At 39.6% G+C, this 19,709-nt stretch carries 21 protein-coding genes; 17 read left to right on the plus strand and 4 right to left on the minus strand.

What is annotated here, in order from left to right:
• Window positions 1-2: 2 nt before the first annotated feature.
• From metH to I6F40_RS06450, 5 genes are all read left to right on the plus strand, one after another.
• Window positions 3-2,633: a methionine synthase gene (gene metH / locus I6F40_RS06430; protein WP_197192672.1), complete on the plus strand. Its 2,631-nt coding sequence runs from the start codon at window positions 3-5 to the stop codon at window positions 2,631-2,633.
• Window positions 2,634-2,858: 225 nt separating this feature from the next.
• Complete coding sequence (locus tag I6F40_RS06435) at window positions 2,859-3,725, plus strand: hypothetical protein (protein WP_007376159.1); 867 nt, start codon at window positions 2,859-2,861, stop codon at window positions 3,723-3,725.
• A 55-nt stretch (window positions 3,726-3,780) separates the two neighbouring features.
• Entirely contained in the window at window positions 3,781-4,536 is a 756-nt protein-coding gene (locus tag I6F40_RS06440; protein WP_197192673.1) for a hypothetical protein, read from the plus strand.
• 187 nt (window positions 4,537-4,723) lie between these two features.
• The gene (locus tag I6F40_RS06445) at window positions 4,724-5,221 is read left to right on the plus strand and encodes a (2Fe-2S)-binding protein (RefSeq protein WP_002958127.1); all 498 of its coding nucleotides are present in this window, start codon (window positions 4,724-4,726) and stop codon (window positions 5,219-5,221) included.
• Window positions 5,218-7,479 (plus strand): xanthine dehydrogenase family protein molybdopterin-binding subunit, encoded by a 2,262-nt coding sequence (locus tag I6F40_RS06450; protein ID WP_197192674.1) that lies wholly within the window; start codon window positions 5,218-5,220, stop codon window positions 7,477-7,479. Before I6F40_RS06445 ends, I6F40_RS06450 begins: the two co-directional genes overlap by 4 nt.
• 68 nt (window positions 7,480-7,547) lie before the next feature.
• Here I6F40_RS06450 and I6F40_RS06455 read toward each other — a convergent pair whose 3' ends face one another.
• From I6F40_RS06455 to flgA, 4 genes are all read right to left on the minus strand, one after another.
• Window positions 7,548-7,745 carry a CsbD family protein gene (locus I6F40_RS06455; protein ID WP_007581220.1) on the minus strand — a complete coding sequence of 66 codons (198 nt, stop codon included), beginning with the start codon at window positions 7,743-7,745 and terminating at the stop codon, window positions 7,548-7,550.
• A gap of 300 nt (window positions 7,746-8,045) precedes the next feature.
• Window positions 8,046-8,474, minus strand: coding sequence for a flagellar export chaperone FlgN (gene flgN, locus I6F40_RS06460; RefSeq protein WP_206017724.1), 429 nt, complete (start codon window positions 8,472-8,474; stop codon window positions 8,046-8,048).
• Window positions 8,474-8,761 (minus strand): flagellar biosynthesis anti-sigma factor FlgM, encoded by a 288-nt coding sequence (gene flgM, locus I6F40_RS06465; protein WP_166378492.1) that lies wholly within the window; start codon window positions 8,759-8,761, stop codon window positions 8,474-8,476. Before flgM ends, flgN begins: the two co-directional genes overlap by 1 nt.
• 97 nt (window positions 8,762-8,858) lie before the next feature.
• Window positions 8,859-9,620 carry a flagellar basal body P-ring formation chaperone FlgA gene (gene flgA, locus I6F40_RS06470; RefSeq protein ID WP_166378490.1) on the minus strand — a complete coding sequence of 254 codons (762 nt, stop codon included), beginning with the start codon at window positions 9,618-9,620 and terminating at the stop codon, window positions 8,859-8,861.
• Between the two features lie 107 nt (window positions 9,621-9,727).
• Between flgA and flgB the strand changes: the two genes are divergently transcribed.
• The 12 genes from flgB to I6F40_RS06530 are packed head-to-tail and all read left to right on the plus strand — an operon-like array spanning window position 9,728 to window position 19,696.
• Entirely contained in the window at window positions 9,728-10,102 is a 375-nt protein-coding gene (flgB, locus tag I6F40_RS06475; protein WP_166378488.1) for a flagellar basal body rod protein FlgB, read from the plus strand.
• The gene (gene flgC / locus I6F40_RS06480) at window positions 10,102-10,518 is read left to right on the plus strand and encodes a flagellar basal body rod protein FlgC (protein ID WP_166378486.1); all 417 of its coding nucleotides are present in this window, start codon (window positions 10,102-10,104) and stop codon (window positions 10,516-10,518) included. Before flgB ends, flgC begins: the two co-directional genes overlap by 1 nt.
• Window positions 10,519-10,522: 4 nt before the next feature.
• Complete coding sequence (locus tag I6F40_RS06485) at window positions 10,523-11,176, plus strand: flagellar hook assembly protein FlgD (RefSeq protein ID WP_166378484.1); 654 nt, start codon at window positions 10,523-10,525, stop codon at window positions 11,174-11,176.
• Window positions 11,177-11,200: 24 nt separating this feature from the next.
• Window positions 11,201-12,541 carry a flagellar hook protein FlgE gene (locus I6F40_RS06490; protein WP_166378482.1) on the plus strand — a complete coding sequence of 447 codons (1,341 nt, stop codon included), beginning with the start codon at window positions 11,201-11,203 and terminating at the stop codon, window positions 12,539-12,541.
• An 11-nt stretch (window positions 12,542-12,552) separates the two neighbouring features.
• Window positions 12,553-13,284 (plus strand): flagellar basal body rod protein FlgF, encoded by a 732-nt coding sequence (locus tag I6F40_RS06495; RefSeq protein ID WP_197192675.1) that lies wholly within the window; start codon window positions 12,553-12,555, stop codon window positions 13,282-13,284.
• A gap of 14 nt (window positions 13,285-13,298) precedes the next feature.
• Window positions 13,299-14,084, plus strand: coding sequence for a flagellar basal-body rod protein FlgG (gene flgG, locus I6F40_RS06500; RefSeq protein WP_197192676.1), 786 nt, complete (start codon window positions 13,299-13,301; stop codon window positions 14,082-14,084).
• A gap of 2 nt (window positions 14,085-14,086) precedes the next feature.
• A complete protein-coding gene (locus I6F40_RS06505) occupies window positions 14,087-14,806 on the plus strand; it encodes a flagellar basal body L-ring protein FlgH (protein ID WP_197192677.1) in 720 nt (239 codons plus the stop codon).
• A 17-nt stretch (window positions 14,807-14,823) separates the two neighbouring features.
• Window positions 14,824-15,933, plus strand: coding sequence for a flagellar basal body P-ring protein FlgI (locus tag I6F40_RS06510; protein WP_166378474.1), 1,110 nt, complete (start codon window positions 14,824-14,826; stop codon window positions 15,931-15,933).
• A 12-nt stretch (window positions 15,934-15,945) separates the two neighbouring features.
• Window positions 15,946-16,413 (plus strand): rod-binding protein, encoded by a 468-nt coding sequence (locus I6F40_RS06515; protein WP_166378472.1) that lies wholly within the window; start codon window positions 15,946-15,948, stop codon window positions 16,411-16,413.
• Between the two features lie 7 nt (window positions 16,414-16,420).
• Entirely contained in the window at window positions 16,421-17,728 is a 1,308-nt protein-coding gene (gene flgK / locus I6F40_RS06520; RefSeq protein WP_197192678.1) for a flagellar hook-associated protein FlgK, read from the plus strand.
• An 11-nt stretch (window positions 17,729-17,739) separates the two neighbouring features.
• A complete protein-coding gene (gene flgL, locus I6F40_RS06525; protein WP_197192679.1) occupies window positions 17,740-18,636 on the plus strand; it encodes a flagellar hook-associated protein FlgL in 897 nt (298 codons plus the stop codon).
• 34 nt (window positions 18,637-18,670) lie between these two features.
• Complete coding sequence (locus I6F40_RS06530; RefSeq protein ID WP_197192680.1) at window positions 18,671-19,696, plus strand: flagellin; 1,026 nt, start codon at window positions 18,671-18,673, stop codon at window positions 19,694-19,696.
• Window positions 19,697-19,709: the final 13 nt, after the last annotated feature.

The following is a 19,709-nucleotide window of genomic DNA, read 5'->3' on the forward strand; positions in this document are numbered from 1 at the left end:
GCATGACCAAACAAATAGCAGTATTTACTAATGTCGGCGAACGTACCAATGTAACGGGTTCTGCCATGTTTAAACGTTTAATCATGGAAGAAGACTTTGAAGCCGCGCTAACAGTGGCACGCGAACAAGTAGAAAACGGCGCACAGGTTATTGATATAAACATGGACGAAGCCATGCTGGACTCAAAAGCCGCCATGGTTAAGTTTTTAAACTTAATAGCCTCAGAGCCTGATATTTCTCGCGTACCAATTATGGTCGACTCCTCAAAATGGGAAGTAATAGAAGCAGGCTTAAAGTGTATTCAAGGCAAGGCAATTGTTAACTCAATATCGTTAAAAGAGGGCGAAGAGCCGTTTATTCGCCAAGCTAAAATAATAAAACGCTTTGGTGCAGCCGCTGTTGTAATGGCATTTGATACCGACGGACAAGCCGACACGGCAGACCGTAAGTTCGCAATATGTGCGCGCAGTTATAAAATATTGGTAGAAGATATTGGCTTTGCGCCAGAAGATATTATATTCGACCCTAATATATTTGCCGTAGCCACCGGTATTGAAGAGCACGATAACTACGCCGTAGAATTTATTGAAGGCACACGCCGCATTAAACAAAATTTGCCGCACTGTAAAGTGTCGGGCGGTGTATCAAATGTATCGTTTTCGTTTAGGGGTAATAACCCCGTACGTGAAGCCATTCACTCGGTGTTTTTATATCACGCTATTCAAGCTGGTATGGACATGGGTATTGTAAATGCGGGGCAACTAGCCGTTTACGATGATATACCAGAAGAACTACGTAAAGCCGTTACCGACGTAATACTTAACACCGACTCAGGCGCAGGCGAGCGTTTAGTAGAGCTTGCACCAAAATACTCAGGTATGGCGCAAGCCGAGCGAGTAGAAGATTTAGAGTGGCGCACATGGCCTGTTGCAAAACGCCTTGAGCATGCGCTTGTAAAAGGCATTACTACATTCATAGATGAAGATACCGAAGAATGCCGCGCCGCAGCAGCTAAACCTATCCACGTAATTGAAGGGCCGTTAATGGACGGCATGAACGTGGTAGGTGATTTATTTGGCGCAGGTAAAATGTTTTTACCACAAGTTGTTAAATCGGCGCGCGTAATGAAGCGAGCCGTAGCCTACCTAGACCCATACATTGAGCTTGAAAAAGAAGAAGGCTCAACTAACGGTAAAATAGTAATGGCGACCGTAAAAGGTGATGTACACGACATAGGTAAAAATATTGTGGGTGTTGTACTGCAATGTAATAACTATGAAGTAATTGACTTAGGTGTAATGGTACCGGCTGATAAAATACTGCAAACCGCAATCGACGAAAAAGCCGATATTATTGGATTATCGGGCTTAATTACCCCATCGCTTGACGAAATGGTACACGTAGCAAAAGAAATGAAACGCCGTGGTTTTGAACTGCCGCTACTAATTGGTGGTGCTACTACTTCTAAAGCGCACACCGCAGTAAAAATTGAGCCGCAATATGACAAAGGCGTAGTGTATGTAAGTAATGCAAGCCGTGCGGTAGGTGTAGTATCTAATTTATTATCAAAAGAGCATAAGTCTGGTTTTTTAGAAAAAACCCAAGCTGAATATGTAAAAGTACGCGAGCAGCAAGCACGTAAAAAACCTCGCTCTAAGCCTGTTACAATCCAGCGCGCACGCGATAATGCAGCAAAGCTTGATTGGGATAACTACACGCCACCAGTGCCTAAAAAGCTCGGCGTGATCGAGTTTAAAAACGTATCAATTGCTACTTTGCGTAAATACATAGATTGGACGCCATACTTTATGACGTGGTCAATCGCTGGTAAATACCCGCGCATAATGACCGACGAAGTAGTAGGCGAGCAAGCGCAAAGCTTATTTAAAGACGCTAACGACATGTTAGACGACCTTGAAAAAGCAGGCAGTTTGCAACCACTTGGCGTAATTGGTTTATTCCCAGCAAACCGCGTAGGGGACGACATAGAAATATACACCGACGAAACACGCAAAGAGCTATTAACGACCTCATGCCATTTACGTCAGCAAACCGAAAAAACCGACTTTGCTAATTACTGCCTAGCCGACTACATAGCACCCAAAGGCACACCAGACTATTTTGGTGCGTTTGCAGTAACGGGCGGTTTAGAAGAAGACGACTTAGCGAATGCGTTTGACGCACAGCAAGACGATTACAACAAAATAATGATTAAAGCGGTTGCCGACAGACTCGCCGAAGCGTTTGCCGAATACCTACACGAAAAAGTACGTAAAGAGTATTGGGGTTTTGCACCAGACGAAAACCTAGCAAACGATGAGCTAATACGCGAAAACTACCAAGGTATTCGCCCAGCGCCAGGTTATCCCGCGTGCCCAGAGCACACCGAGAAAAAGAAAATTTGGCAGTTGCTCGATACCGAAAAACGCATTGGTATGCAGCTAACTAGTTCGTACGCCATGTGGCCAGGTGCTGCTGTTTCAGGTTGGTATTTCTCACACCCTGAGGCTAAATACTACGCAGTAGCCGCAGTACAACGCGATCAAGTTGAAGACTACGCCAAACGAACCAATATGGCGCTTGAAGAGGCTGAACGTTGGCTATCGCCTAATTTGGGGTATGATCCGGAGTAATAGAACAGCTGTCAACTATCCGTTAAAACAAAAAACGAGCCTAATTTGGCTCGTTTTTATTTTGTATCTTTATATTTGTTATGACAATAAATATCGATAACTCAGTTGTTTACATAATAGGTATTAGATGTGACTATTAAATGGATTGAACATGTAGTCTATGTATTAGTTTTGGACTAAGCATAAAGGATACTAAGTTTTAGTTACTCTAACTAAGGAATTATAATGCAGACAATTACGGAAGATCAGCTATCTCTTGAATATTACGGTGCAGCAGTTGAAAAAGGGCAACTAAAAGCGAAAGATGTTGCTCGCTATATTTTGGCATTAGATGAATTTATGAACGTTATTACAACAGAAGCTTATGGTAAAGATGCATCGCTATGTATGGATGTATCAGGTTTTAGAGGACAATCATTTGATATTGATTTTTTACTTCAGGTTGTAGGTTTATCCTCTGGAGCACTATTTTGCACTAGCTCCCCCAAAGACCTTATTACTCTGGCTACTGACTCAATTAAGTTGTGTATTCATTTAGCTGGCAATCAACCGAAGCAGTGCACACCAGATAGTAACGCGAATACAGTTAATATTGAAAACTCTAATGGTCATACTCAAGTATTTCATATTCAAACGCTAAATGTTCTTTCTGACCCAAAAGCTGCTAATTCATTGGATACATTTATTAGAGAGCCTTTGCTCAAAGGGTTAAGCGAAGTAAAGTTAAAATCTTCAAAGTTTGACATCCAAACTAAAGCTTCGGCTAATGATGCTGAATTTTTTAAACCTCTAGATTTCGATTTACCAATTTCAAAAAATACAATTACAACAGGTTTAACTATTGAATCACCATCCTTTAAAGATGGAAATAAGTGGAAATTATTTGATGGACAATCCAGTTTCTATGCAGAGATTACTGATAGAGAATTTATTGAGACTGTAGATAAAGGAGAGCGGTTTGGTAAAGGGGATCTATTAATAGTTGAAATGGAAATAATTCAGACCAAAACACCGCAAGGTTTGAAGATCGAAAAACTCATTACGAAAGTTACAGATCATAAAGAAGCGCCTCAGCAGAAAGGTATGTTCTAAGATTTTAGGTCAAAGTATTAGAAATATAATAAAAGCCCAAATTGAAGGACTATAAATGAAACATCTAAACCACATCCTACTGTGCCTATCTCTACTTTTTACATCTAGCACATTTGCTCTTGAGCAAAAATATCACGAGTTCGTTTTACCTGTTATTGCTGCCTTTGCAGATCACGATAAACCTGCAATTGCTGCACTTATTCGCTACCCGCTAAAACGACGATACCCCATACCTGACATTAAAGATGAGGCTGAGTTTATTAACCGCTTTGATGAAGTTTTTAATGATGAGCTAGTGGCAGTTATTGCCAGTTCAAACATTGATACTGATTGGGATAAAGTAGGTTGGCGCGGCATTATGCTAAAGGGCGGCGTTATGTGGGTTGATACCGAAGGTAAAATTATTGCTGTAAATACACAAAATACTAAAGAGCAGACACTTGCAAAAAGCTTAATTGAACAAGGTAAGCAATCCTTGCACGCAAGTATCAATACTTTTGAAAAACCAGTACTCGATTGGAAAACGGCTAACTACCATATTCGTGTTGATGATTTAGGCGATGGAAATTACCGTTATGCAGTGTGGGGTATTAATAAAAAGCCAAGTGACAAGCCTGATATGGTTTTACTAAATGGCGATATTACATTTGAGGGCAGCGGCGGGAATCATCACTATACGTTTAAAAATGGTCGTTATAGTTATGTGCTACAAGTAACCATTATTGGCTGCGATACATCACCACCAGGTTGGCTTGAAGTTTATAAAGACGATGAGCGATTACTATTTGAAGATGTTATAAGCACTCATTAATGTATGTTTTAGTATGCTTGATAATGTAGATCTGTTTTTAACAGTAAAACGTTCTAATAATTAGTATTTTTATAAAACAGATCTAAGTGGTAGGCTAAAAGTAGTAAGTATAAAATAGTAAGTAATTAAAAATAGTTCTCGCGCAACAAGGAACCCTCCTGTAAAGCGCTTTGCCAAGGAGTTTAGTATGATCACGCTTACCATTAATGGTAATAAACATGAGTTTTCTGGCGATCCGTCAACGCCAGTATTATGGTATCTCCGAGACGAATTGAATTTAACTGGGCCTAAATTTGGCTGTGGCATGGCGCAGTGTGGTGCGTGTACCGTGCATATTGATGGGGTAGCTCAGCGCTCGTGTGTATTACCTGTAGCGGCAGTAGCGGGTCTTTCAATTACTACAATTGAGGGGTTAAGCGAGCAGGGCGACCATCCAGTGCAACAAGCATGGGTTGAGCATAAAGTACCGCAGTGTGGTTTTTGCCAATGCGGCCAAATGATGCAAGCTGCAAGCTTATTAGCTGCAAACCCAACCCCTACCGACGATGAAATAGTAAGTAATATGTCGGGAAATATTTGCCGTTGTGGTACATACCCGCGTATTCATAAAGCAATTAAATCAGCTGCTAAAACAATGGCGAGTGTTCAGTATTTTGACCCAAATGAACAAGGGGAAGAAGTATGAACCAAGATAATAAATATTTTGATTTAAACCGCCGTAAGTTTTTAAAAACCAGTGCAATAGGTGCGTTAGTACTCGGTACTTATTTTGTAGGCAGTGCGCCAAGAGCGATTGCTGGTGTGTTAGAGCAGCCATCTGAGCTGGCAAAACGCGCAAACTTATTTATTGCACTGCGCCCAGACGGCATGGTTGAAATAACGTGCCATCGCTCTGAAATGGGTCAGCAAATTCGCACCGCGATTGCACAAATAGTTGCCGATGAAATGGAAGCCGCGTGGGATAAGGTTATTGTTATTCAGGGTAAGGGCGATCCTAAATACGGCGATCAAAATACCGATGGCTCGCGCAGTATTCGCTATAACATGCAGCGCCTGCGTGAAATGGGCGCAAGTGTGCGTTACATGATGCAGCATGCTGCTGCTAAGCATTGGGGTGTAAAACCAGAAACATGTACCGCAGTACAGCACGTTGTTACTCACAGCTCAGGTAAATCGCTTACTTATAAAGATTTAATTGACTTAGCATTTACAATAACGCCACCAGAAGCTGACAAACTAACACTTAAAACACGCAAAGAATGGCGCTACATTAATACCGGCATGGCGCACATAGATTTAGCCGATTTAGTAACAGGCAAAGCTATATTTGCAGCCGATGTACGCGAACCACAAGCGCTGGTGGCTATAATTGAACGCCCGCCGGTAGTAGGCGGTGTTGTTAAGTCGTTTGATGCCAGTGCTACAAAAGCGATAAACGGCGTTATAGATGTTATTGAAATACCTGCACCAAAAGGCGCACCGCAGTTTCAGCCAAAAGGTGGCATTGCGATTATAGCTAAAAACACATGGACTGCATGGCAAGGGCGTAAAGCATTAGAAGTGGTGTGGGATGATGGCAAAAATGGCGATTACAATTCAGAAGAATTTAAAAAGTCATTACTAAAAACAGTACAAACACCACAGGCAAACATACGTGATAAAGGCGATGCCATGGGCGTGTTGGCTAAATCGAGCAATAAATTGGTAGCTGATTATTACGCACCGCATCTTGCTCAAGCACCAATGGAGCCGCCTTGTGCAACAGCTATGTACAACAAAGACAGTGTTGATATATGGGCTGCTACGCAAAATCCACAAGCCGATATGAAAACAGTGGCTGCAATGCTTGGCATGGATGAGAGCAAAATTAATGTTCACGTTACCATGTTAGGAGGCGGTTTTGGGCGTAAGTCAAAACCTGACTTTTCAGCAGAAGCGGCTTACCTTTCAATGAAAGTAGGCAAGCCTATTCGTGTGCAATGGACGCGTGAAGACGACATACAACATGGTTTTTACCATGCAGTTTCGGCTCAGCACATTGAAGCATCGCTAGATAAAAATGGTGCTATAGAATCTTATTTACACCGCACCGCGTTTTCACCGATCACCTCTACCTTTTCAGAAGGGGCGACTACGCCAGGAAGCTTTGAACTGCGCTTAGGATTTACCGATAACCCCATTAACACACCTAACATGAAGTTAGAAAACGGTGATGCGCCTGCTAAAGCACGAATTGGTTGGATGCGTTCTGTATCAAATATTTTTCATGCCTTTGCTATTCAGTCATTTATTGGTGAAGCAGCGCACAAAGCCGGTCGCGACCAAAAAGACTATTTACTAGACACGATAGGTCCGAGTCGTATTGTTGATGTAACTGAGCAAAATGCTACATACGATAATTACGGTGGCGATAAAGCGGTTTATCCGTTAGATATTGGCAGGCTGCGCCATGTTATTGAAAAAGTAGCTGACATGAGTAAATGGGGTCGAGAACTTCCTAAAGGTCGAGGTTTAGGCATAGCAGCACATAGAAGCTTTTTAACTTACGTAGCTACGGTAGTTGAGGTGGAAGTGTCGGATGCTGGCGATTTAAAAGTAATTAAATCGTGGGTTGCCATTGATGCGGGTACGGTTGTAAACACCGACACGGTTAAAAACCAAACCCAAGGTGGCTCTATTTACGGTATTACAACTGCAATCAGCGATGGTATTACCTTTGATAAAGGGCGCGTACAGCAAAGTAACTTTCATGATTACCGCGTACCGCGTATGAGCGACTCACCTCTTGAGATTGACGTTGAAATTGTACAAAGCGATGCACCACCAGCAGGTGTTGGCGAGCCATCTACACCGGTTTATGCGCCAGCATTATGTAATGCTATTTTTGCAGCGTGCGGAAAGCGTATTAGGCAGTTACCGATTGGTAACCAATTAAAAGCGTAGCTAAATAACCTACAGCTTAAACAAAAAAACCGCCAAATGGCGGTTTTTTTAAAAGCGGTTAACGCGGTTTAACGACCTTTTTCAAACTCATCAACTTCACGCTCTGCTTCTTCTTTAGATTTACCGTATTGCTGCTGAATTTTACCAACTAGCTCTGTACGGCTACCTTCAATTTTATCTAAATCGTCGTTGGTAAGATCGCCCCATTTTTGTTGAGCCTTACCTTTAAGTTCTTTCCAATTACCTTCGATACGATCGCTGTTCATAAGTTTATCCTTACTTTAGGTTAGTGAATTAACTGTCAGTTATATAAAAGCAAAACATGTACCAATAAAGGCGTTTTATATTTGTCTTTTAAAATCAATTAATTAGGTTGAATTTAACCTGTGGGGATTATTATTATGGATAAAACTTAATAAAATATACATATAGGCCTGTAACTATTACAGAGAGGCTTTGTGAGTTTCAAAATTGAGGGTTTTATATGAAGGTTAAAATAATAGAGTATGGTATGGCGATAAATTTATGAGGATACCCAGAGCGAGCGTGTATAAGTATAACTAATCTTATAATTGCATTTCTGGGTAGGCTTGTTTGTTTTCACCACCAGTTAAACGTTGCACTAATCTGCGTTGACTTGAGAGTAGTTGACCAGATCTCTCATTCATCATTTTGCAGGTTTTAGTTTTTATTTCTAGTTCCTGTAATAATTTTGTGGTGACACTTTTAATATCACTAGGTAGCTTTTCTCTTAGCTGTGTAAGCCCTTCTTTTCCACTAGGCAAACCCAAGCTAACTAAAAAGTTATCTCGTTGTATGTGTGAGCCGTTAAGGCTATCTAATAATTCGAGCATTTTATCATTATGCTCTTTTAACTGATTATCGCGTCGACTTAACAGTTCATACTGAGATTCAAGAAACTTAATTAAAGAGTCTAGCTTTTTTATATCGTCCTTTAAGCTGAGTATGTACTCTTTTATGGTATTAATTTTCATTATTTATGTAACTCAATAAGTGCGTTAACTGTCGCATCAATATCTATCTGAAACTCGCCGTTAGCAATAGCAGCTTTAACTTGTGCAACCATGTCCATGTCAACATCCGATTGCGACGCTAAGTTTTCAAAAGTAGAGTCTATAGACTTACTTAGTTCGCTTACTTCGCTTGTGCTTTTCTCTGGAACTGACTGAACTTTCTTCTCCGGAGTATTTAAAGCAGAAGATCGAGAACTCAATTTATTGATTTGTTCAACTTGTGTTGTTGGCGTATTTGTAATGTTCATAGTGTGTTACTCATTATGTTTGAGGCTACTTAATACCTGCATGCAGGAAGATAGCGACTAATAATCTTTAAAACTTAACTTTTTTTGTATATTATTTTTATAAAATTGCTTCTACCACTCTTACATCAATCACTTTACCTTGAACGACTTTGTCAGATGACAGGTTTTTCACCTTTATTATTTCACCTAGTTGTCCGTCTTCCAGTGCGATAGCTTTTACATTGGCTGAAAAATTTGCAAAATTAACTTGTAGTAAGATGTGCTCATCTTTATTAACTAATTGCTTGTTTTCTAGGTACCTGCGGGAGATTATATCATTTTTTCTTAATTCTCGCTTAACGGACAAGCCCAATACTTTACTTATATTCGCCTCTGCTGAATGTAGATGCTTGCTTATATCTACGCTTTTATATTCTAAAAGATCAGCTGTAAGTACCTCTCCTCTACTTATATTACGCTTAGCTGCAACAAGTCTTACCCATAAATTTATTTTGGCGCTAGCCCTAAAACGCCATTTAGGGCTATCACACTCTACAGAAAGACTAATTCTTCCTGCTGGGGGAGTATCTTTCTTCGAACGGCTTATTTGTAGGTCATTGCAGCTTAAACCTTTACTACCCCTGGGAATGAACAGCTCTATTTTTTGTTGCTGATTACTTGAACTTATTGTTGCTAAATATGTATCAATTTCATTTTGTAAGTAGGTATTTATTTTTTTTTCAAAATTTATATTGTTGGCGAAGGTATGAGCACTAAAAAATGATAAGACAAAAATAAAGCGGAAAACGCAGTGCTTCCCTTGGGGAAGCTTACCTTCCGCTCTGTTTGTTGTGAAAGTCGTTTTTTTTGAGTAACTCATTGGTTTTTATCTTTAATTAAAGTTGGCATAAAGTTTGTATTGTCAGCTGCTATAGATAGAGGTGTGCGAACAGACGAGCATACAAGAATCAAAAAGTAGAGGCAACAATGGAACTATTCGATAAGGCGTTGGGAGTGCACCCATTCTCAATGCAGCTAAGGCTAGATCGCGCTGAGATAATAGCAAGTAACTTGGCTAACGTAGATACACCGGGGTTTAAATCTCGAGATGTAGATTACCGTCAAATTATGGATGGTGTTTCATCAAGTATTTCACAAAATCGAGATGTTGCCTTTGCAGGTGCTCAAGCCGAAGAACTAAAATACAGAGTGCCGTACCAACCGTCGGCTGATGGTAACACTGTTGAGCTAAATATTGAGCAAGCTAAGTTTGCAAATAACAGTATGGATTTTCAAACCAGTTTGACTTTTCTTAATATGAAAATAAATGGTTTGTATAAAGTAATTAAAGGAGAAGTGTAATGTCTTTTAACTCTATTTATGATTCAAGTGGAAGTGCTATGCGTGCGCAAGTAATTCGCTTAGACACTATCGCTTCAAACCTTGCAAACGCAGATACAGCAGCGGGCTCTGAACAAGATGCTTACAAAGCTCTTAAGCCTGTGTTTTCGGCTTTATATAAACAAACCCAGGACGGTCAGTCTATTTCAGCGTCTGTTGATGTTTTGGGCGTTACAGAATCCAAAAGAACAGTTGAACAGCGCTATGAGCCAAATAACCCTATTGCTAATAATGATGGTTATGTTTTTTACTCTAACGTAAATGTATTAGAAGAAATGGCCGACATGATGTCTGCGAGTCGTAGTTACCAAACTTCGGTAGAAGTTATGGGACGCGTTAACAGTATGCAACAAAGTATTCTCAAATTAGGACAATAATAAAATGCAAGTGAATACAACTAGTCAAAATGCGCAAGATGTTGTTAACGGTACTTCAAACATATCTGGGAATAGTTCATCAGAAGAAATGTCTACGATGTTTTTAGAGTTATTAGTTGCTCAAATTAGCAATCAAAACCCTCTAGAACCAATGGATGGAACAGCTTATGTTAGCCAGCTAGCTGAGTTTTCTAATGTAGAGTCGCTACAAGGTATCAGACAAAATACGACTCAGAGTTTAGATTACATGAGTAGCTTAGCAGTCTTAGAGGCAACCAAAATCGTTGGCGAATCTGTTGATGTAAAAGCAAGCAGTATTGCGTTAGAGCAAGACGGTAATGTCGCTGGCTTAGTTAATTTAGATACTGCTGCTGATTCAGTGACTGTACAGCTTTATAACGAAAACGGCGTAATGGTAGAAGAGAAAAACTTACCTTATTCAGGTGTTGGTGAGTTGCGTTTTGAGTTTGAAAATCAAAATGCAGGAGGATATGCCGTGAGAGCTTATTCAACAACACAAGGCGTACCTAAACAGCTTGATACATGGCTAAGTGGTAGTGTTGAACGAGTATCTGTTGGCAAAACGCCAGAAGATATTTTATTACAAGTTGACGGCTTGGGTAATTTTAGTCTTACTGAAATCAATCAACTGGCATAAATAATTGAATAAGGAATAAATAATATGTCTATGTTTAATATTGGTCTTAGTGGCCTAAAAAGTACTCAAACAGGTTTAGAAGTAACAAGTAATAACATCGCAAACTCAGGTACTGCCGGATATAAAAATAATACGGCGGAATTTGCTGCTGTCTATAATGGTGGTCAACGTGGTGGTGTTAAAGTTGCAAACATCAAAGAAGACTTTGTAACAGGTGGTGAGATTGTTCGTACGGGTAATTCGCTTGATATTGCTATTGACGGGCAAGGTTTTTTTGCTGTATCAGAAAATGGCCGAACAGCTTATACCCAAGCAGGTCAATTTACACTTGATAATGAACTAAATATTGTAAATGCCAATGGTGCAAAATTACAAGGTTTTGGCATATCAGAAGCTGCTGGTGGCGATCCTACTATTGTATCGGGTGTTTTAACTGACCTAAAAGTTGAAGCCTCAAATATTGAAGCAAAAGCAAGCACCGAAATTAACTTCAACGGTAACTTAAGTTCAGCGAGTGATGTAATTTCATATCCTACAGCGCCAACGCTTTTTGACCCTACAGATGGTAGTCAATATAACTTCTCGCAATCAACGGAAGTGTTTGACTCATTAGGTAATAGCCATGTAATGACCCAGTATTTTAACCATACAGGTAGCAACGAATGGCAAGCTATGTTTTTCCTTGACGGAAAGCCATTAACTGCAGGTGATTTAACAGCAGTAGGTGCAACTGTTGGTTCGCAAGACGTTGATGACGGTACGGGCACTCTGGTTTCTGCAGGCACATTAACTATGGAATTTGATACTAATGGTCAAATGGTTCCGTACACCACAGCTCCAAATGTAACAGCGGTTAATTTGGCAGTGGGTGTAGCAGGTGCTACAGCGACAACTAATGCTGAAATAAGTAGTGGTGCAGCTGCTCTAGCTATAAATCTAAAATTTGATGGTACAACTCAATTTGGTTCAAGCTTTAGCGTAAACGAAAATGATGCTGATGGTTATACATCAGGTGCATTTTCGGGTGTAACCGTTGGTGACGACGGTAAAGTATTTGCTACTTTTACAAATGGTGAATCAAAGCTACAAGGGCAGGTTGTATTGGCTTCATTTGCTAACGTAGATGGTTTAGAGCAAGGCAGTAATACAGTTTGGTATCAAACAGAAGAATCTGGTAATGCGCTTTATGGCGAGCCAGATAGTGGAGCACTAGGTAAATTACTGTCAGGTTCGTTTATGGGCTCGAATGTAGACATTAGTGAGCAGTTAGTTGGCTTAATGTCATTTCAGCAAAATTACCAAGCGAATGCTAAAACAATCAGTAGTGCTGATGAAATGATGCAAATTTTGTTTAGTAATACTTAAGGAAATAGAGTGTGGAAAAGTTAATTTATACCGCAGTTTCTGGTGCTGAGCTAAATAATACTGCTTTACGAGTAACAGCCAACAATTTAGCAAACGTAAGTACGACTGGCTTTAAAGCTGACATGGAACAAGCTCAATCGATGATGGTTGTTGGCAATGGTTTTCGTACACGCTACATGGCTCAATTAACTCCAGTGACAACTGATTTATCATCTGGTCCTATTATGGATACTGGTCGTAATTTAGATATTGCGCTAAGTGATGGTGGTTACCTTGAAGTAATGGATGACAACGGAAACCCTGCATATACGCGTGCGGGTAATCTTGTGGTTGATGCTGATGGCTTTGTAACAGTAAGCGGCCGTCGCTTACAAGGTGATGGTGGTGATATTCAATTGCCTGAATTTGGTGAGGTTGAAATTGGCTCCGACGGCATTATTAACTTAACCCCAATTGGTGGTGGTGTGATTGCTGAAGATGCGCGTATTAAGTTAGCAAGTACAGACGGAAATTTAGTTAAAGGCCCAGATGGCTTATTAAGAAGCCCAGATTTGCAGCCTTTACAAGCCGACGACACTATAAAAGTAAGAACAGGAGCCCTAGAAGGCTCTAACGTAAATGCCGTAGCTGAAATGATAAAAACGATGAATATTAGTCGTCAGTTTGAAATGAATGTAAAAATGATGAAGTCAGCTGATGAACTAGCAACAAGCGGCAATAAACTTATTAGCGGACAGGCATAAAAAGGGAGTAAATTATGAATTCAGCATTATGGGTAAGTAAAACAGGTCTTGCTGCTCAAGACTTAAGAATGACAACAATTTCGAATAACCTAGCTAACGTAAGTACAGCAGGCTTTAAAAAAGACCGAGCGGTGTTTGAAGATTTATTTTATCAAGTGCAAAAACAACCGGGTGCTCAAGCTGATGATTTAAATCAGTTACCGTCGGGTATACAAGTAGGTACTGGTGTAAGAATTAACGGTACTCAAAAAGAGTTCACAGAAGGTAGCTTTGAAACAACCAGCAACCAGTTAGATGTCGCAATTGCTGGTCAGGGCTTTTTTCAAATAGAAAACCCAGATGGCGAGCTTTTATATACTCGTAACGGTCAGTTTCAGCTTAATTCAGAATCATTACTTGTTAATACTAATGGCCTTCCTTTAGCGCAAAATATTGCGTTACCAGAGGGAACTACAAAAGTAAGTATTGGTACTAATGGTACTGTTACCGCTATTGTAGGTAAAGAAGCGCAGCCAGTTGAACTTGGTCAACTACTAACTGTTAATTTTGCAAACCCAGCGGGTTTACAAAGCTTAGGTGGTAACTTGTATCGCGAAACAGCAGCTTCGGGCGAACCTGTTGAGGGTATACCAGGTGAAGAGTCTTTCGGTGGCTTACAGCAGTACACCATTGAAGGTTCAAACGTGAGTGTTGTTGACGAAATGGTGAGTATGATTGCAGTACAACGTGCTTATGAAATGAATGCTAAAGTCGTTTCAGCAGCTGATGAAATGTTACGCTTTATAAATCAAAACGTATAATTATGAATAAGTTAGCTTGTATTATATTGTTATTGTTAATTGCAGGGTGCAGTAATGCACCTGATAGCAGACAATTTGTTCAATGCGAAATTGTGTATGGCGAAGTTAAATGTCCAGAAAACCCAAAAAAGAAAACTCGTCAAGATTATGAAATAAGCCAAGATGCCTATCAACAAGGGTTAAATCACCAAGATGGGAGTTTATTTCAAGATAGCTACATGTTTTCGCTTTATTCGGATAAGCGTGCATACAGAGTGGGTGACATTTTAACTGTTGAATTAAATGAGCGAACTCAATCAAGTAAAAGTGCAGATTCAAGTTTAGATAAAAGTACAGACTTCGATGTGGGTGTTCCCCTTGCTGGTAATCTTAACGTAGGGGATTTCAATTTAGGTGTTGGATCTAGTAGCAAATTTGATGGTGAAAGTAGTGCAAGTCAACAAAATTTCTTGAGTGGCTCTATTACTGTCAGAGTTGAGCATGTATTGTCTAATAATTCATTAGTGATCCGAGGGCGCAAGCAAATAAAGCTAAACCAAGGTGATGAATATATAGAAATTGAAGGCTTGGTTCGCCCTGAAGATATTGATGTTAGTAATAGAATATCTTCTTTGCGTATAGCTGAGGCTCAAATTAGCTATACCGGAAGTGGTACATTGGCTGATGCAAATAGACCTGGCTGGTTTACGACATTGTTTACTCGATTCTTAAACCCATTCTAGTAATTACTGAGGCTTTAATGAAATATTTTTTACTGGTACTTATAACCATAGTTGGCTTTGTACCACAATTTACTTACGCAGCCAAAGCACGACCATTATTAGACATGGTTGATGTACTTGGAGTGCGCGAAAATCAACTTGTGGGATACGGCTTAGTTGTAGGTTTACCTGGTTCAGGTGACAAAGCACAAATTAAGTTTGCAGGGCAATCTTTGAGTAATATGCTCAAACAATTTGGTGTATCAGTTGACGAAAAAAGTCTTCCTAAATCTAAAAACATTGCAGCAGTAGCAGTACATGCAACGTTGCCTCCTATGGGCAGCCCAGGGCAATTAATAGATGTTACTGTTAATTCTTTAGGTGATGCTAAAAGCCTACATGGTGGAAGTTTAATGCTCACGCCTTTAAAAGGTGTTGATGGAAAAGTGTATGCACTCGCACAAGGGAATTTAGTTGTTGGCGGTATAAACGCAAGCGGTAATGATGGCTCATCAGTCACTGTTAATGTACCTACATCAGGTCTTATTCCAAATGGCGCTATTATTGAGCGTAACGTCATGGATATGTTTAAAACTCAATCCGATGTGGTATTAAATTTAAAATCACCAAACTACCAAACAGCTCGTAATGTAGTACAAGCAATAAATAAAGTATTTGGTCCTGAGGTCGCAACAGCAGAAAATTGGGGACGTTTAGTTGTAAGCGCACCAAGCGATCCAAACAGTCGAAATACGTTTATGTCGATGTTGCAAGATATAGTTGTAGAAGAGGGAACCGAGCGTCCTAAAATTGTATTTAATAGTCGCACGGGTACTGTCGTAATGAACGACACCGTAAGAGTACATAAAGCGGCTGTTAATCATGGTAATTTAACCATCACAATTAGCGAGCAAGAAGGTGTATCTCAACCGGGTGCTTTTTCTAACGGACAAACAACAACAACTCAATCCAGTGATATAAGCGTAGATCAACAGCAAAAAAATATGCTTTTATGGCCTGAAGGCACCTCTTTAGATGAAATAGTTAAAGCCGTAAATGCCCTTGGTGCTACACCAGCAGAGTTAATGTCTATATTAATTGCTTTAGATAATGCTGGTGCACTTGAAGCTGAACTTTTAGTTATTTAACGGAACATTGTAATGAAAATAGAGACTCCACAATTTCTTTCGCAATCATTGGCTATTGACCCAAAAAATGTAGAAAATATAACTAAAAACAGCTCAGAAAGTGAAGGTGTTAGGCAAGCCGCAGAGCAGTTTGAAGCGATATTTTTACAGCTTGTTTTAAAAAGCATGAATAGTGCAACAGAAACAATGTCTGGAGAAAATGGCTTTTTTAACTCTAAAGAGCAAGCGCAGTTTAGAGATATGCATGATGCGCAAACTGCTCAGCACTTAGCATCAACTAATCAATTAGGTTTGGCTGAAGCCATTATTAGACAATTCGACGAAAAAATTGCACCAATTGAAAATACATTTAAGAAAGACGTAGAAACGGTCGCTAGTACTTTAAATAAGGATGGTGAAAGTGTTGAACCTGCCCAACGTAATGATATTTACACTGGGGCATCGTTTATTCAGCCGTTGAATGTTATTACTATTAGGTAGTTAAATTATGTCGATGTTAAATAATGCATTAAGTGGGCTTAATGCCGCAAATGTAGCACTTACGGTTGCAGGGCAAAACGTTTCAAATGCAGCTGTTGAAGGGTACTCACGACAAGCAGCACAATTTAAAACAACTGGTGTTGCCCTTGGTGGTGTAGAGGTTACATCGGTAGAACGTATTGTTGATGAATTTTTAAACAATGACATTTGGCGTACAAATTCTGATTTATCTTATTATGAGAATAAACAAAGCTACTTAGGTTTTATAGAACAAGTTGTTGGTACTGACTCACTTAACTTAAATACTTCTATTTCAGCTTTAACTAATGCATTAAATGCCGCTTCTACGGCACCTGACTCTGCTGCATATCGTCAGCAATTTTTATCAGCTGCCGAAGGGCTGATGCAAGATTTTGCACAAATAAATGGTGCTTTAGGTGGGCAGTTAGATAAATTAAGCTCAGAAATGAGTAATGTTTCTCTTAGTGTTACATCATTAACTAAGCAAATAGCTGAAGTTAACGCAAGTATTGGCCAAGCCCTTGCTAATAACAAACCAAGTGCGGAGCTAAAAGATAATAGAGAAAGATTAGTAAGCGAGCTATCTCAGCATATTGGTGTGTCAGTAGTTGAGCGAAGTTCTGGCTTAATAGATATAAGTACGCTGAGCGGTGCACCTTTAGTTATTGGTTCAAAAGGCGCATCAATGTCGGTAAATGGTACTGATATTAGCAGTCACTTTTTAGGTCAAGAATTTAAACTGGATAAAAATGTAGGTGGACATTTTGGCGGCTTGATAAGTGCAAACGAAGACGTTATTCAACCTACATTAGCAAGCTTGAATAGCCTTGTAAGTGATTTAGCTGATGATGTAAATGTAGCGCTAGCTGGTGGTTTTGATTTGAATAATGCCTCTGGCATAGCCTTATTTAACTACAGCGCGACTAACCCATTAGGAAGCATAACAATTAATCCTAATATAGGTAAAGACGAGCTTGCATTTAAAGGCATTGCAACAGCGGGTGCAGGAGATAACTCTAACGTTGCGAATATTATTACGGCTATGACGGGTAAAGGGGATAGATTTACTTCGCTTGTTGGAGAGCTTGCTATAACAAGTAAGCAAAATCAAACGAGTATTGCTACCGCCTCAAGCTTAAACGATAATGCTGTTGCAGCAAGAGATAGTCTCAGTGGTGTCAATTTAGATGAAGAGGCGGCAAGCTTGATGCATTTTCAACAAATGTATAGCGCAAATGCTAAAGTGATTAGCACCGCTGATCAAATGTTTAACGCTTTACTGCAAATGTTTTAAGGGATAATCCAATGCGCGTTAGTAGCCACCAATACCATATTAATACAATTCAAAATATTCAAACTAACTCTAGTAATTTTAACGATAAATCGATTCAGCTTGCTACAAATCAACGAATTTTAAAGCCATCGGATGATCCTCTCGGTGCAGTAATGCTTATGAACTTAGGTTCAGAAATTGATTCATTAGAACAATATAAAACAAATATGAATGCAGTTAATTACTCGCTTGGCCAGCAAGAGGTACAGTTAACGGGTATTGTTAATCAAATTTATTCATTGCAAAGTTTAATTACGACCGCAGCAGATGGCTCAATGGGTGATGCCGAAATTAAAGCCATCGGACAGGATTTGAGTATCGCATTTCCTGCTATAGTAGACTTACTTAACGCGACAGATAGTGACGGAAAATACTATTTCTCGGGTAGTAAAACAGACGAAAAACCATTTCAGATAAATGCTTCCGGTGACTATGTATACAGTGGCGATACACTAGTTAGAAATGTATCGGTTTCTGATGACTCAAGCGTAATTAATAATATTATTGGTGATGCGCTAGACCCGGGTGCTGGTTTTTTAAATGCAATGAAAGACTACCTTGTAGATGTAAATAACCCACCAGTGGGCGGCGTTGGCAATCAATCAAGGGTTATGATTGATAAACTTGCTGGTTTTTTAAGTACAATAAGTGGCCAAGTAACGACAATTGGTGCGACAATGGCATCGCTTGACTCAATAACAACAAGTAATGAAGACATAAAAACGTTTACCGTTAATCTTCGAGATGATTTAAGTGCAGTAGACTACCCTGAAGCATTTATTTCAATGAACGAATCAATGGCAGCTTATGAAGCGTCTATGCAAGTTTACTCAAGCGTGAGTAACCTTTCTTTGTTTTCATATATTTGAATATATAACTTCTATATAACTTCGGGAATATACCATGCTCGTCAAAAGTAGCGAAAAAGTTCAATCACTAGAGCCAGCTAATACAGCTAAATCTAGTGGCGTCGTTACATCATCAAAAGACTCGGCTAATAATCTTTGGAAAAATAAGATTGTAGCCAAGCAAGAGCAGGTGCAAGTATTAACGCATTGGTCTATTCGCGGCACCTTAAGCCAGGAGCTTGCAAAGGCTGAGCAAAGTGAAGCCACTATTCGTAGTTTATATGCAGGCCTTGAAAGGCTCGCTAAACAATTAAATACACAAGCTGCAAACAGTAAACCTCAAGCTATGCAGCAACGAAGTATTAGTTCGCAAATAACTAGCTTACAAAGTACAGTAAATAAAAAAGGTTCAGGACTCGATTCACAGTTAATGATAACTGATCCTACGCGTCCTATTACTCGCAAGCTTAATGCTAATATAGACCTTGTTAGTACTCGCCCACACGAAGAAAATATACATTTAATGATGGGAAGAAGCGGCAAGTCGTTAAATTTAACACTGCCTGCTAATCAAGATGAGCGTGCCAACTTTAATGCAGTTCAAAGTGCTTTTTCACAGCATCAAATTAGTGTTGAGTTGAGCCGAGAAAATCGTTTGCTTTTCAGTGCGCAAAAAGAAAACTCAGGCCCCTTACTTGAACCTTGGATAATGAGTGGGCAAGGAGTGCGTGTTGCTGCAGGAAATCCCATATCACTACAACTTAGTGAAATAAGTAACCCACTAAATGAGTTAGCAGACGTAGCCAATAAAAATGCTTCAGTTCAGGAGCACAGAGATCAAATTCAAGCAGCTCAGCGCCATTTAAAAGCGAATCTAGTAAAAGTACAAGCTAAAAGGCAACAACTACTTGCTCAATTACAACAACTAGATACAGCAAGTTCGCTCAATAATAGCGAGCAGTTAACGACGGTTAGCAGTAATGCTAAACAACAAATGATGAGTTCTGGCGCTAATAGTGTGACCGTTATTATGGCACAAGCTAACGTAACACGTAATATGGTGCAGTATTCACTTAACTAGTTAATTTACTTTC

Origin of the sequence: Pseudoalteromonas sp. SWXJ133 (assembly GCF_015864365.1) — a bacterium.
In the GTDB taxonomy this organism is placed as follows: Bacteria; Pseudomonadota; Gammaproteobacteria; order Enterobacterales; family Alteromonadaceae; genus Pseudoalteromonas; species Pseudoalteromonas arctica.

Excerpts from the sequence above, each read along its gene's own strand:
- metH (WP_197192672.1), top strand. The coding sequence starts at position 3 with ATGACCAAACAAATAGCAGTATTTACTAATGTCGGCGAACGTACCAAT.
- I6F40_RS06435 (WP_007376159.1), top strand. The coding sequence starts at position 2,859 with ATGCAGACAATTACGGAAGATCAGCTATCTCTTGAATATTACGGTGCA.
- I6F40_RS06440 (WP_197192673.1), top strand. The coding sequence starts at position 3,781 with ATGAAACATCTAAACCACATCCTACTGTGCCTATCTCTACTTTTTACA.
- I6F40_RS06445 (WP_002958127.1), top strand. The coding sequence starts at position 4,724 with ATGATCACGCTTACCATTAATGGTAATAAACATGAGTTTTCTGGCGAT.
- I6F40_RS06450 (WP_197192674.1), top strand. The coding sequence starts at position 5,218 with ATGAACCAAGATAATAAATATTTTGATTTAAACCGCCGTAAGTTTTTA.
- I6F40_RS06455 (WP_007581220.1), bottom strand. The coding sequence starts at position 7,745 with ATGAACAGCGATCGTATCGAAGGTAATTGGAAAGAACTTAAAGGTAAG.
- flgN (WP_206017724.1), bottom strand. The coding sequence starts at position 8,474 with ATGAAAATTAATACCATAAAAGAGTACATACTCAGCTTAAAGGACGAT.
- flgM (WP_166378492.1), bottom strand. The coding sequence starts at position 8,761 with ATGAACATTACAAATACGCCAACAACACAAGTTGAACAAATCAATAAA.
- flgA (WP_166378490.1), bottom strand. The coding sequence starts at position 9,620 with ATGAGTTACTCAAAAAAAACGACTTTCACAACAAACAGAGCGGAAGGT.
- flgB (WP_166378488.1), top strand. The coding sequence starts at position 9,728 with ATGGAACTATTCGATAAGGCGTTGGGAGTGCACCCATTCTCAATGCAG.
- flgC (WP_166378486.1), top strand. The coding sequence starts at position 10,102 with ATGTCTTTTAACTCTATTTATGATTCAAGTGGAAGTGCTATGCGTGCG.
- I6F40_RS06485 (WP_166378484.1), top strand. The coding sequence starts at position 10,523 with ATGCAAGTGAATACAACTAGTCAAAATGCGCAAGATGTTGTTAACGGT.
- I6F40_RS06490 (WP_166378482.1), top strand. The coding sequence starts at position 11,201 with ATGTCTATGTTTAATATTGGTCTTAGTGGCCTAAAAAGTACTCAAACA.
- flgG (WP_197192676.1), top strand. The coding sequence starts at position 13,299 with ATGAATTCAGCATTATGGGTAAGTAAAACAGGTCTTGCTGCTCAAGAC.
- I6F40_RS06505 (WP_197192677.1), top strand. The coding sequence starts at position 14,087 with ATGAATAAGTTAGCTTGTATTATATTGTTATTGTTAATTGCAGGGTGC.
- I6F40_RS06510 (WP_166378474.1), top strand. The coding sequence starts at position 14,824 with ATGAAATATTTTTTACTGGTACTTATAACCATAGTTGGCTTTGTACCA.
- I6F40_RS06515 (WP_166378472.1), top strand. The coding sequence starts at position 15,946 with ATGAAAATAGAGACTCCACAATTTCTTTCGCAATCATTGGCTATTGAC.
- flgK (WP_197192678.1), top strand. The coding sequence starts at position 16,421 with ATGTCGATGTTAAATAATGCATTAAGTGGGCTTAATGCCGCAAATGTA.
- flgL (WP_197192679.1), top strand. The coding sequence starts at position 17,740 with ATGCGCGTTAGTAGCCACCAATACCATATTAATACAATTCAAAATATT.
- I6F40_RS06530 (WP_197192680.1), top strand. The coding sequence starts at position 18,671 with ATGCTCGTCAAAAGTAGCGAAAAAGTTCAATCACTAGAGCCAGCTAAT.